Origin of the sequence: Alteribacter aurantiacus DSM 18675, from assembly GCF_000429705.1 — a bacterium.
Taxonomy (GTDB): Bacteria; Bacillota; Bacilli; order Bacillales; family Salisediminibacteriaceae; genus Alteribacter; species Alteribacter aurantiacus.
In genome coordinates, this window is the sequence record NZ_KE386943.1 from 31,992 (window position 1) to 46,371 (window position 14,380).

Annotated in this window: 8 protein-coding genes; all 8 read right to left on the reverse strand. The window is 37.0% G+C overall.

Annotated features, from left to right (window positions below; genetic code table 11):
* Positions 1-66 precede the first annotated feature (66 nt).
* On the reverse strand, positions 67-1,398 hold the full coding sequence (gene tuaD / locus G476_RS0118715; protein WP_026691444.1) for a UDP-glucose 6-dehydrogenase TuaD: 1,332 nt from the start codon (positions 1,396-1,398) through the stop codon (positions 67-69).
* A 10-nt stretch (positions 1,399-1,408) separates the two neighbouring features.
* Positions 1,409-2,302, reverse strand: a complete 894-nt coding sequence (gene galU, locus G476_RS0118720; RefSeq protein ID WP_026691445.1) for a UTP--glucose-1-phosphate uridylyltransferase GalU — start codon at positions 2,300-2,302, stop codon at positions 1,409-1,411.
* A gap of 216 nt (positions 2,303-2,518) precedes the next feature.
* Positions 2,519-4,165 (reverse strand): YheC/YheD family protein, encoded by a 1,647-nt coding sequence (locus tag G476_RS0118725; protein WP_026691446.1) that lies wholly within the window; start codon positions 4,163-4,165, stop codon positions 2,519-2,521.
* Positions 4,166-4,295: 130 nt separating this feature from the next.
* Complete coding sequence (locus tag G476_RS23035) at positions 4,296-7,709, reverse strand: peptidoglycan-binding protein (RefSeq protein ID WP_051314937.1); 3,414 nt, start codon at positions 7,707-7,709, stop codon at positions 4,296-4,298.
* 369 nt (positions 7,710-8,078) lie between these two features.
* Positions 8,079-9,512 (reverse strand): ATP-binding protein, encoded by a 1,434-nt coding sequence (locus G476_RS22500; RefSeq protein ID WP_035187532.1) that lies wholly within the window; start codon positions 9,510-9,512, stop codon positions 8,079-8,081.
* Between the two features lie 40 nt (positions 9,513-9,552).
* Positions 9,553-11,202, reverse strand: a complete 1,650-nt coding sequence (locus tag G476_RS0118740; protein ID WP_026691447.1) for an ATP-grasp domain-containing protein — start codon at positions 11,200-11,202, stop codon at positions 9,553-9,555.
* A gap of 35 nt (positions 11,203-11,237) precedes the next feature.
* Positions 11,238-12,881 (reverse strand): acylphosphatase, encoded by a 1,644-nt coding sequence (locus tag G476_RS0118745; RefSeq protein WP_026691448.1) that lies wholly within the window; start codon positions 12,879-12,881, stop codon positions 11,238-11,240.
* An 84-nt stretch (positions 12,882-12,965) separates the two neighbouring features.
* Positions 12,966-14,369, reverse strand: a complete 1,404-nt coding sequence (locus tag G476_RS0118750; protein ID WP_026691449.1) for an ATP-grasp fold amidoligase family protein — start codon at positions 14,367-14,369, stop codon at positions 12,966-12,968.
* Positions 14,370-14,380: the final 11 nt, after the last annotated feature.

Sequence of the window (14,380 nt, forward strand, 5' to 3'; positions counted from 1 at the left end):
CTCACTATCAAACCTATTGTGTATATCTTTATAAAAGACTTACACTTTTTTTGCAACCCTCTTAAACTACTTTTGCAGTGCTATTTCCTTATTCTCAACTACTGGTCGACCAATCGAGTGATAGATTAACCCAGACTTCTCTGCATTTTCAAGGCTAAAGCAGTTTCTCCCATCAATCAAGATTGGCACTTTTAAGAGACTGCTGACTTTTTGTAGATCCATTTCAACAATTTCTTTCCAGTCGGTCAGTATCACACATGCATCTGCGTTATTAATCGTTTGGTATAAGTCTGTGCTGTAAGTGATACTCTCTCCAAAGAACTGCTTAGCAACACCGTTTGCAATAGGATCAAATGCTTCCACCTCAGCTTCATGCTTAACAAGCTCAGGAATGATCTCAAGTGAAGGAGCATCTCTCATATCATCCGTGTTAGGTTTAAAGGCAAGGCCTAGAACAGCAATACGCTTCCCTTTGAGACTCGGAAAAATACTTTTAAGCTTTGAAATTACTTTGAGCTTCTGATTTTCATTTGTTTCAATGACTGCTTTAGCCAGCTTAAAATCATAACCGACTTGTTGTGCTATGTGTACAAGAGCTTTCGAATCTTTTGGGAAACAAGAGCCTCCGTAACCAATTCCCGCTTGAAGGAATTGAGAACCAATGCGTCTATCATACCCCATACCTTCAGCTACTTTCGTAACATCCGCTCCTACACGCTCACATATGTTTGCAATATCGTTAATATAGGAGATTTTAGTAGCCAAGAATACATTAGAAGCATACTTAATCATTTCTGCCGTTTCTAAGTTCGTCTTTACAATCGTATCTGTAAACGGCTTGTGTAACGCTATAATGATATCTGCAGCAACCTCACTAGTGGCTCCTACAACTGCTCTTTCCATGTTCATAGTGTCATACAAGGCAGAACCTTCTCTTAAGAATTCAGGATTCGATACTACGTCAAATGGTGTAATTCCATTGCTTCTGCTTGAAACAATTTCATGAACAAGCCTACCTGTCCCAACTGGTACAGTACTTTTATTGACAATGACTTTATATCCGTTAAGGTTTTCACCAATTGTCTGCGCGACGTTTTTAACAAAGGTTAGATCAGCCTCACCAGACTCTGCCATCGGTGTCCCAACACCGATATAAATAATTTCAGCGTCACGAATGGCTTGAGGAATGTCAGTTGTGAATGTAAGACGCTCTTCTGCTACATTTCGTTTCACGACTTCTTCAAGTCCAGGTTCATAAATCGGAATCTTACCATTGTTTAAATTATGAATTTTTGTTTCGTCAATATCACAGCATACAACCTGGTTTCCTGTTTCAGCAAAACATGTTCCTGATACAAGCCCTACATAACCAGTACCCATTACTGCTATTTTTTTCATTAGTAATCTCCTAACCTTTCACTACGCTTAACTTAGTTTCGTAGACTTCTTTCAGATAATCAGCTACCTCTGTAGATAGATCTTCCCGCTGAAGTGCAAAATCAATCGTTGCTTTTATAAAACCAAATTTATCTCCAACATCATATCGAACGCCTTCAAAGTTGTAAGCCATAACTGCCTGGCTCTGATTCAATGTGTTTATAGCGTCTGTCAATTGAATTTCCCCACCGGATCCTGTTGGTAGGTTTTCAAGAATATCAAAGATCTCCGGACGCAGTACATAACGCCCCATAATGGCATAATTGGAAGGCGCATCTTCTATCGCCGGCTTCTCAACCAAGGTTTCAGCATGAATGACATTCGCTTCAATTTCTTGTCCTTTAGGCGCTACGATTCCATATTTGGATACATCTTTGTCCGGCACTTCCTGAACCCCTACAACTGAAGAATGATAACGGTCATAAACGTCAATCAACTGTTCAAGGCACGGTGTTTCAGACTGTACGATATCATCCCCTAGTAAAACGGCAAATGGTTCATTACCGATAAACTTACGAGCACACCAGATCGCATGCCCAAGTCCCATTGGCTCCTTCTGTCGAATATAATGAATATTTGTCATGCTTGAGATTTCCTGCATTTGTTTTAAAAGAACTTGCTTATCTTTCTTTTCCAGCGTTTCTTCCAATTCAAATGATTTATCAAAATGGTCCTCAATCGCTCGTTTCCCGCGGCCTGTGACCACAATAATATCTTCTATTCCAGAAGCAATCGCTTCTTCAATAATATATTGTATGGTAGGTTTGTCTACAATCGGCAGCATTTCTTTAGGCTGTGCTTTTGTAGCAGGCAGGAACCTCGTCCCTAGTCCTGCAGCAGGGATTATTGCTTTTTTTACTTGCATTGTTGTATTTCCCCTTCCCTCTAACTCGTCCATGAAGGCTTCTAAACTCATATTATTTCCATCATCTCATTATAGTACGAAACCCAGTTCATATCTAGCATCTATAAGAAATTGTCGTTCTTAGGCGGAAAAAGTTACAAAATCAACAAAAAGACCGGTCAACTAGGATATATACCCTTTAACCAGCCTTCTAGTAAATATAAAATTAGAAAGTATTTAAGAGCTAAACACCCTTTCAGAAACACTTATGACGACTCTTTTTGACTGTCCTGAATGTGATTTTAAGAAATGTATATATTTGTCCACTGAGGTTTTAGAACCTTGCACTACAATTTCAACTTTTTTTAATTCATTATTATATATGGCTTTCTTTACGGCACAACTTTCACCATCAAATGAGCTGCACATTCTCAAATAGTTTTCTTTCTTTTCTTTATTTTCATTAAGCCCAGGGACTGAAACATAAATAGAAGCAATGATACTAGATGACTTTTCTTGTTTAGAAGATCTTATAGTAAACGTGTTTTCCGCTTCCGTTGCATAAAATCCAGCTTTTCTCTTTGAATATAGCATATTTAGTAACCTTACATTATAATAAGCGTCCATGTTCCCAATTTCTTTTGCTAGCGAATCATCAGGATATTTATTATTCACTTCTATCAGCCATATATTCTTTTCATTATCTATTGATAAATCAAAGGCTAATTTTCCTATGTCTAGTCCTGTCAAGTCTAGTTTCTCAGACATAACTTTTGCGATTTTAACTAATCGGCTTTTGTATTCATTAACTTCCACTTTATTCATACCATAAATATCTTTTAACACTTTGTCAGGGGACATAATTTCTCCACCACCCGCCGCACGGTTACTAACTATACTGTCATTATCACTAACTCTTGTTACAAAAATTACATTTTTCCATTCACCATTTTGGTCTTTATCCATACCTATCCTAAAGTCCATTACTTTCGTACCAACTTTTATATCTACTGTTTTTTGTATAATATATTTCTTTGGGCTAAGGTGACTATCTAAAAAATCTGCAGTTTTAGAATAGTCATCAAACTTCCATTCGTAATTTAAGCCATCTTTTCTGGTTTTTATGATAATGTTGTTACATTTTATTTGGACATTAAATATTCCAAGCCCTTTTTTACCGTCTGAGGGCTTTATATATACATTTTTTTTGACCTTTAAAAAACTGATGAGTTCTGGCATATTATCATACCTAATTGTCTCAGGGATGATTTTGGAACTCTCAGCAAATTGTTGCAGCCTACTTATCATTTCCCATTTGTCAATGGCTTTGTAATTGAATACTTTACTTCCATATATTGCACCAAGGTATTCCCTCCACCCTTTCGTTAAAGGGTTTCTTTTGAAGATTGATGCTGGTAGGGGTAAAGTTACGTCGTTCCATATTTCTATTTCAGGATTATACATAAATCCTTTTACCTTAAGCCCCTCTTTATTTATATCATCAGTAACAAACGCAAAGATAACTCCGTTAATTTTAGAATAGTTTGCGGAATAACTCCCCAACTCTTTCATTTTTTTAATCAAACTTGTTCTCTTATGACCCATGCAAACTCCAATAAATGGTCCAATTTCAATTTCATTATTTTCAACTTTTAGGTGATAGCTACAATCCAAGGGGAGACTTAATTTTTTCAAAAGTTTTTTAGATATTAATACTTCATTTTCCTTCACTTGTTCATCTATAATTACAGTTGCTTCCGACACATTAAAACCAAACCTGATATTTGTATGTTTAAGGTATGGAATACCTAATTTGTGAGCGAGATGTTTGTTAATCATTAGGTTATAGTCTTCATCCATTAGTAAATCAATTTTATAATTCATATATTCTCCTTAAATCTAGACTTGATTAGATTATACCTTATTTAAGTAGAAGCAAACTGATAAATCACTTTTTAGTTATATGGATTGTTTTACAGATAAAAAAGGAAGCCTAACCTCGGCTTCCTTTTTTTTATTTATATGTTACAACATCAAATCTGTAGATGGGACGATCAAGCATGTCATAAATGTTCTTAATAGTATTAACTTGCTTAACTGCCCACCCCATGTCGGTCGCATACTGAGGTCCAACTGCATGAGAATTGAAATGATTCCACCGCATTTTATATAGAGTATTTTGTCCTCTTTCAAAGTAACTATTTGAAATAAAAGCTGCACCACCAATAATAGCAGCCTCAGGCGTAAACCACCCTCGGTTATATGCTTCTATAGCTCCTAAACGATATGGATCAACATCGTGAGCCCCGATACCAAACATATTGTATGTTCGTTTTATATCAGTAAGGTCTCTGCGGTTGTTAGTAGTAACTAGCACGAGTTCACCATTTCTATTTTTGCCAACTTCAATACCGGTAGATAATTGAGATGATCCATGACCAGACTCTAGCAAAGCGTGAGAAATTAAATAGACTTCATTAACACCATGTGTTTTTCCTGCATCAATAAACGATTGCCCTTTCCCATCAAGGATTCCTTTATCTGAGAGAACATTGTTAAGTTGGGCCGCAGATACTCCAGCACTATTATTTAACATTAAATGTTGGAAGATATCGTTTTGTTCCGGATCAATATACTTTGAAAAATCTTCAACCTTGGCATTTCGCCATACAGCATTATAATTTACTTCGTACCAGACGTTACTACCATTTACCGAAGGCCCCGATACTTCTTTAAGTACCACATACTCTGCTCCACTATTTACTTGCCCATAGATATGACTCGTGGTAGAAGAAGATTCCCTAACATTAACATTGTTTCCCTTTACAACCGCTTTCTGTGTATGCCTGGCTAAACTGCTATGAACATAAAGTGTAAGATTATCATATGTAATCTCGTACCATGTTCTGCTATTAGAAACAGCATCACCTGTAACTTCACGTAAAATTGTAAAAGTAGTTCCCTGTCCAACAGTAGAATGAATATTTCCGGAATTACTTAAATCTGGACTTGTTCTTAATCGAACACTACTGGCAGTTGTGGCTCCTGTCTCTACCACGTCCACAACACTACTGTGTAGAAAAGCTGTGTGGTTACGGTATAAGTCTGTCTGAGGTGGTGGATTTAACGTTAATTGTTTTTGAATTGCTTCATTCAGAGTAACGTTATATAGGGTATTGGTAATAAATTTATTTGTTTCAAAAAGTTCGGCTATTTTATTTAGCGTCACTTCATCTCCAATACCGTTCACTCTCAAACCATTATTAGATTGAAACTCTCTTATTCTTGCTTCTGTTGTATTACCATAAAAAGCAGTTGGATTGGCAGAAATAGGATAGCCCAACCAAGCTAAATCTTCTTTTAATTTTATTACACTCTCGTGAGATTGCCCATTTCTAAGAGGTGACGACAACACTTCATTGAGTTTTGCCAGTGTGTTGCTGCCTGCACTTCCTGTAACTTCAAGACCATAGTATTGCTGAAACTCTCTTACTCTTGCTTCTGTTATGTCGCCATAAAGTGGTGTTGCATTGGCAGAAACACGGAACCCTACTGTTTCAAGATTTCTCTTAAGCTCTATTACATCCTGTCTATAAAGACCATTTTGCAAGGGCATCGAATTTAATTCTAAGATTTTTGCCATTGTTACACCGTCTGCAATACCGTTCACATTTAAATTGTTATCTAACTGGAAAGCCCTTACTGTTTCTTCTGTTTGAGCACCGTACAAAGCAGTCGGGTTACTTGAGATATGATATCCCAGATTAGCCAAGTCTTCTTTTAAAGTAATTGTATCCTCATGACGTATGCCAACCCTGAATGGACTGGATAGTATGGCATTCAACTTTGTTAGTGTTGGTTCATCCGCAACACCGGTTACATTCAGTCCGTAATACTGCTGAAATTCCCTTACTTTCGATTCGGTCGTACTCCCGAATAATGGTGTAGGATTATTTGAGACTTTAAAGCCGACATCATCAAGTTGCACTTTTAATTGAATAACATCTTCTCGATATAAACCATTCTCCATAGGTAGATTTAAGAGTTCATTTAGTTTAGCTAATGTGACAGAATCAGCAATACCATTTGCGACTAATTTGTTATCACTTTGAAATAACATGATTACTTCTTCTGTCTTTGTTCCATAGAGTGTAGTTGGATTCGTTGAGATGTTATACCCTAGGTAGGAAAGGTCTTCTTTTAGTTTAATAGTATCTTGGTGTCTAAATCCTACTTGAAATGGACTGGATAATATTTCACTTATTTTAGAAGTCGTATTATCATCAGCAACTCCCGTGACATCTAAACCATAATACTGCTGAAACTCACGAACTTTTGTTTCAGTGGCAGAACCGAATAATGGAGTAGGATTACTTGAGACTGTAAAACCAAGCTCATCTAACTGAACTTTAAGTTCAACAACATCATTGCGGTATAAACCGTTCTGCATCGGCATATCCAATAGCTCTTTAAGCTTCCACAAAGTTATCTTGTCCGCTATTCCATTTTCCATCAAGTCAAAATCTCGTTGGAAGTTTTGCACCATGTGTGCAGTCTGTTGCCCATAGAAAGTGGTCGGGTTATTAGAAATGTGGTATCCCAAGTAAGATAAATCTGTCTTTAATTTTATAACTTCTTCGTGATAATCACCACTTTTGAATGATTGATTAAGAACAGTTCGCACATTGTTCAGAGTGTCCTCATCAGCAAGTCCAGTAACCCTATAGTTATAGTAACCTTGGAACCTTTCAATAGCATTTGAAGTCAACTCATCCGCTTTTCCGGTTACGTGATTTAAATATCCTAATGCAACCAAGGCATCTTGAATTTCTTTTATCTGATCATCTGCTTCACTTTCTACCACTTCTTTTAAAGTAGTTAAAGTACTCATCTCTGCACTTTCTGCAGTACCCTCGAGTTCCTCTTTCGAATCCACTAAAACATCGTCTACTCCATCTAGGTCATTCTCGATATTAGTTTCTTCAATATCTTCTTTTTCTTCTTTTATAACTTCGTTTTCTTGAACCTCACTGCTCATCTCTTCCATTTTCTCTGATGTTTCTAGCTCTGTTTTTACATCTTCTTGAACCTCATATTCGTCTTCTAATCTTGCAATTTCATTAATGGCTGAGTTTTTTTCCTCGTCCTCTGTGTTATCACTTTCTATTTCTTCACTTTCTTCCTGAGTATCTTCTGATACTTCTTCATCCAATCTAGCTGAAGGATCATCGACGGCTTTTTCCTGATCATTTTCTGAATCTTCACCTTCGATTAATTCATTCACTTCATCTTCATATTCTTTTATTCCAGAAACGGATTCTGAATCTCCTGCTTGCTCACCATCTTCATTAGCATTTACTGTTCCGTTATTGCTAATAAATAAGATTAAGGTGAAAATAGCTACTAAAACATAGTTTTTTGAAACCATTCTAACTCTCCCTTCAACCCTACTATTTACGCCTGACAAAATACCTGATGGATGTCGAAAATCCTAAAAAAAAAGGTAGTTTTGCACTACAATGCGGTATTCAACATTGATAATTATACTAAATATGTAGGATGAAGGAATATTTTATCAGAATTTGTGTTAAATAGTCCCGACTATTATCCCGATCACGAATAACCATATCTCAGTTGCAGTCCGTTACCTTTTTAACGTGATTAAATGGGAAAGGAGCATGTAAGACTTTAAACAGATGAGCTTTTTCTCGTACATACAACCATTAATAAAAAAAGAGTAGCATTTGGGTAAGAAATGCTACTCTTAGACTGGGGATTTCCCCCCCGCACCCTCTATTTAATTCAGTCCTTCAATTTTAAAGCCTTTCATTACAGGGGTTGTTCTCTTTTTCTCTTCAATACTGGTAATATCATTTTTATGATGAATTCCCGACTTAATCTGTTGGCTCATTGCTGTAACAGAAGTAGCTGATCCGCATAGAATGACAGCAATCTTATTCTTATTCAGTACCTTGACATAGCCACTTAGTTTAAGCACAAGAGCTTTTTTTCTCAGTTTATTACAATAGATTCTGTTACCTACCTCTCCAGTTACAATAAACCTCTTTAATTCAATGTCATCAGTTGATAGTTTAGGGATGGCTATCTCTTTGGCAATTCCCTCTTGGAAGGCATTGTAAATACTGGAGTAGTCATAATAAATAAGGTCTGAATTTGCTCTTTTATTACCAATTGTTTCAGGAAAATAAAAGTCTATAATCTCTTTTGGAATATCTCTAGCCTTACCTTCCATAGGAAATAGGTGGGAGGTGATTCCGGGCATAGAATTTACTTCTATTACCACTCCTTTTCCTGATTCCGGATCGACAATCATGTCAACCCCGCATTGAACGAGGTTCGGAATGGCAGCTGATGCGCGAACAGCAGCTTTTTTTATATCATCAGAAAGATCATCTGTAACATCAATCGCATCTCCTCCAGAGGAAATGTTATTTTTAGTTTTTAAGAACACCCTTTCTCCATCATAAGGCACGCCTTCCATATTATAGCCATAACTCTCTAAGAGAGTGTGTGTTTCACCATCAACTTTAATTGGTCGATTATACAAAGCAGGGATGTTGTTTCTGAATTTATTTTTATCGATTATTAACTGTTTAACACTTTTCTTGCCATCACCAGTCACATTTGCAGGAATCTTTTTGAATGCTCCTGCTACTTTTCCCCCAATAACATAGATACGGTAGTCGTCACCATGAGAAAACTCTTCTACAATGAGTTTTGAAAACCCAAGACTCTTTACATATTTTAAATTGTGTATGAAATCCTCTTTTGTTTTTATATTAGCGATTACACCAACACCGCCTTTTCCATCTGTTGGCTTAATTACAAGAGGATATCCAAGAGTTTCGGCGAATTGAATGATCTCATCACTGGTTGTTCCTTCCTCAAAGGTTCTACCTTTAGGTATTGGGACACCTTGTTCGGCAAGGCAAGCATATGTCAGATCTTTATTCATGCAAGTTTTGATTGCTTCAGCAGGAACTAAGTCCCCTCTTGCAAGTCCAAAATGATGTTCCCTTTTAGGGGAACTTAGAATGTATCTGATAAGATACTTACCTTTGCTTTTATAATACTTGTTAACATAGGTTAACTTAAGCCCTCTTCTCCATCCTTCCAGTGCAACGCTGTAGGAGCTGATAGCATGGCCAAATGCTTCAACAGGGACAGAGTCTTTTAGTTGAGGTAACCATTCGTCTCTGTAACTCTTCATTTAATCATCCTTATAATAATGTTTATTTCACTGAATCAGGTTACTTGGTGATACGAAAAGCACTAGTTACTTTTCTCAATGGATCGGTTATATTCCAAGAGCGACTTAACTGTATTTTTAAATTCTCTTTTTCAAGCCGATTCTTCTCTTTTTCTACTTTTTTTAACTCTTTTTCCATTTTTCTAAGAGCGGTTTCTACAGATTTATGGCTTGATGTATTTAGACCCTCATTTATTTCAAAGCCCACTTTCACCGGCTTTTTCCATGAGTCTTCAATAATCTTCTTTATTTTTTCCGATCCAAAAACATTTAAAATGATTGTTTTGAAGTTTTGAACTATCGATCTATCCGTTCCTGCTATTACAATTTCAATATCTCCATCCATAAGGCTGTTGATATGACCATGTAATTGGTTATCCAAAGCATATATCTTAATCTTCCTATGTTTACTCATAGATTGGATACTTGTACCTTTAACATGGAACCTTTTCATATACAATTTGCCTATAGGCGCAGGTACTACTTCTACTTCAACAGCAGAGCGGCTTTGTAGTGGTTCCAATACAGTGTTTAAATCAAAGTAAACTTTGGAACTATCTGTACGCATTCCTTGAGTTTCAGGGAAGTAATAATCAATAATTGCACCAGGAATGTTACGCGCTTTTCCTTCTACAGGAAATAGAATTCCTCCAATTTGCGCTGTTGGGTTTAACTCAATAACAACAGCTGATTTCTCAACCGGCGCATCAATGTCAACAATAATATCTACGCCACCATGGAATAATCCTGGAATAGCCTTTACTGCATTAACTGCAATGTCTTTTAATTCTTTTGGAAGATTGTCTGTTACATCGATAGGGTCCCCGCCTGCCGATACATTTGTTTTTTCTTTAAGCAAGACTTTTTCACCTTTGTTTGGAATACTATCAAGGGTGAATCCACCTTTCTGTATAAATTCAAGGGTTTCCTGATCAATCTCGATTAGGCAGCTAAACAAACGTGCATTCTTTTTTCTTTGTTTATTTTTTTCTTCAATAAGTTCTTCTATGGTATGAACTCCATCACCAATAACGTTAGCAGGAAGCCTGTTATAGGCTGCGATCACTTTGTCTTCTACAACATATACCCTGTATTCTTCACCAGGTACATATCTTTCTACAATAACATCAGTGTATTCCAAGTCTCTACGAACATAGAGAAGTGCTTTCTTTAGCTCATCTTCATTCTTAATGTTTGTGATAACACCATTCCCTAAACTACCATCAACAGGTTTTACTACTAAAGGAAAGTTTAGGTTTGATTTGATTTCTTCAACAATATTTATATCTTCGTGTTCTTCATTAAACATAAACCCTCGAGGAACAGGTACCCCCGCTTTTGACAGCCACACTTTTGTAGCGTCTTTATCTGATCCAATCTCCACTGCTTCGTTTGTTACTTTGTCACCTCTAGTGCGAAAGAAGTAATGCGTTCTTTCACCAGAACTTAAAGAGAAAAGCCTCCCCGGTGGGTTTACTCCAAATGTGATCATATGGTCAAACTTCCCTGAGTCTACCGTATACCATTTTAACTTTAACCCTCTTCTCCAACCCTCTAATGCAACAGCATAAGCGCACAATTTAGTTTTTCGAGCACCTGTTACAATTTCGTTTGTTAGGTTTGGCAGGGTAATCGGATAGGTATTTTCCATTTTAATAACCTCCATTACTTATAGAGCATCCCACCCTATTCATTCATTTTTCTTTTCACATACTTAACAAGATCAGTAGATTTACGCAGTGGATACGTAATTCTCCATGAAAAGCTTTTTTCTAACTTTTTATTTTGTTTTTCAGCTAATTTTAGATCTTTTTTTAGGGAATCCATTTGCTGTTTCATGAACTTGAATTGTTCAACTTGCGTTTTTAAATCTGCTTTTACTTCGAAGCCTACTTTTACAGGTTTATCCCATGGCTCAACTGTAATATTAGTAACCTCTGCACGTTCTGGATCTTCTAGCAAAGCATTCTTAAAATCTTCAATACTCTCATAGGATTTTCCCATAATGACAACTTCAATATCACCATTGCTTAAATTTTTCACAAAGCCACTTAAGTTCCGTTCAAAAGCCTGTTTTCTAAGTCCTCTGTGATAGGAAATATTCTGTACATCACCTTGAACATGATATTTTACAGCATATATCTTTCCAAGAGGTGCCGGAGAAACAGTGGTTACAGTTGCTGTTTTCGAAACAAGAGGCTCCAAAACATCCGAAAGAGAAAAATAGACCTTATGATAGTCAGTGCTTGTCCCTTTTGTATCAGGAAAATAATAGTCAATGATAGCCCCTGGAATATCTCTACCTTCTCCTTTCATAGGGAAAAGCAATGACCCGATTTGAGCAGAGGGATTAAGTTCCAATACTTCTGCCACGTCACCTTTATCTTTCGTACATACCATTATATCTACTGCACCATGAAACAATCCCGGGACTGCTTTTAGTGCCTGTATCGCTGTATCTTTAACCAACTCTGATATATCGTCTAAAGCATCCAAAGGGTCTCCGCCTATTGATATATTACTTTTATTTGTTAGATAAACGATTTGTCCTTTTTCAGGAATTGTTGTAAATGAAATCCCACAATCATTTAAGTAATTTTTCATATCTTCATCTATTTTAATGGGGCAGCTAATCAGACGTGGATTGTTTTTTCTTACTTGATTTTTACGATCAATCAGGGTCTTTATAGTATTGAGACCATCACCAACAATATTTGCAGGGACTCTCTTGATTGCACCAACGACTTGCTCCCCTACCACATATAGCCTATAATCTTCACCATTTACATGCTTTTCAACAATGAGGTCTGAATATCCTAAACGTTCTGTCACGTAGCTTAATGCTGAAAGGAGCTGACTTTCATTATTTAAATATGTCATGACTCCTCTACCAAAGCTACCATCCACAGGTTTTATAGTAACCGGATAGCCGATTTCAGAAGCATATGCAATGATCTCATCATGCTTATCTGCTGAGTTTGTAAAACTCTTCCCTTCAGGTGTCGGTACGCCAGCCTTAGTGAGTAGCTTTTTTGTTTCTACTTTATTTCCACCGGCTCTTACAGCTTCATTTGATATAATATCTCCTCTAGTTCTGAAAAAATAATGTGTTTTTTCGTTTGAACTTAAAGAAAATAACTTTCCTGGGCGATCCACAAACCAAGTGTCCATCTTGCCAAATTTCTCGGAGCCTTTTGCATGCCACCTTAATGTAAGTCCTCTTCTCCAGCCTTCCAATGCTATTGCATATGCATCCAGTTCCGGGCCCCTAGCATCAGATACAATTTCTTCTGTTAGGTGCGGTAACCAAGAGACTTGCTTTTCATCCATTACAATTGCCACCTACAATCTATTAATCTTCAAACTTTCTTCTATAGCTAAGCTTACCGTACTCATCTTAAATAACCTAATCCATTATGACAAGTTTTTATGGAAAGAGTCGAATTTTTTACCCTCAAGGAGATCTTGGAGGAGTCGGTTTTCTGCACGTAGCATAGCTTCTCCTAGTTTCTGATCGGTTTTCCGGTTAAATTCGTCGTAGTTCCCAGGTTTAGGGGTGAATTCCCCAAACACAAGTCCCTCTTTTGTCTTTAAGAAATCAATTCTTATAAATGGAGCAGGTACATGTGTGCTGAGCATTGAGGCAACCCTCAGGTCCTCTTCTGTAACTCCATTTCCTTCAAACAACTCATAGCTGTACTTGCCCGTATCAGCTTTTCTCCCGTCAGGGTACCACCAGCAGTACTTTACGCTAGGGGTCCTTACCACTTCTAGAATAAGAGCAATTTCTCCATAAAAAGTATAAAACTTAAGGTCTCTTGCGGATATACCTTTTTGCTTATCTTCAAATATAAGCTCTTCCATCATCCACTTGTCTTCTATAACCCAGTTTAAACCTAGATCTTCAGCCATACTGACTTTAAGTTCTTCTCGGCTGACAAGCGTGCGTGACCTCTTTATATCAAGAATCTCAGAATCCTTTTTCACTAAGTAAACTCCTCTGGAACCTGCTCCTTCAACAGGCTTAATGACCACTTCCGAACGATCGGGAAGAGAGTAAAAATCATAAGCCTCTGATATCCAAGGATGTTTTATCCCAAGCCCGCTAACAAAAGAATAGGCATGCTTTTTGTTATCAAGAATACTTTCCGGCAGCTTGTTGAGCTGTCTTTTTCTTGCTCTTTTCGTCATTTCTTCTCGAAATGAGGATAGTGGTTCAAGAGAAAGGCCATTTTTTCCCTCTCCGTGACGAACGATAAATTCAGGAACGTCACCTGTTCTCATTCCCGAAATTATTTTCCCGTACGCAATTTCCTGAAGGTCATAAGAGTCTTTTCTGAACAGACGACCGCTGAAATGAAGTGCTGACGTAAGTTCATCCACTTTTCTTTCTTTCAAGCTGACGATACTATCGATGTACTCAAATACAAAACCTGACATTTTAGCGTTTTTTAATCGCTCTTCAACTTCTGCGCAAGTAAGTTTGTCCAGTTCCGACTGAATGGAAGTTAAAGTAACTTGAAGCTCTTGAATTGATCGCTCTTTTTCTTTTAGGCGAATACCTAACTCATCATTTATTCTTTGTAAGTCTTTTAATTCAGCCTTACCTTTTGAATAAAATGAGCGAAAAAGACATTTTATTTTCATAAATGGTCTAAGAACTTTCCATAATCGACTTTGTTCTATCTGATTGGTTCTTTTTTGAATATCCTTGGACTCTGCCTGCAAAGTGTTTAGTTCTGCTTCTTTCTTATATAGAGCTTCAGTAAGCCTGCGCTTTTCGTCTTTCATTCTTTGTACTTCTTTGTCTTGTTTCACGCGGCCTCCTC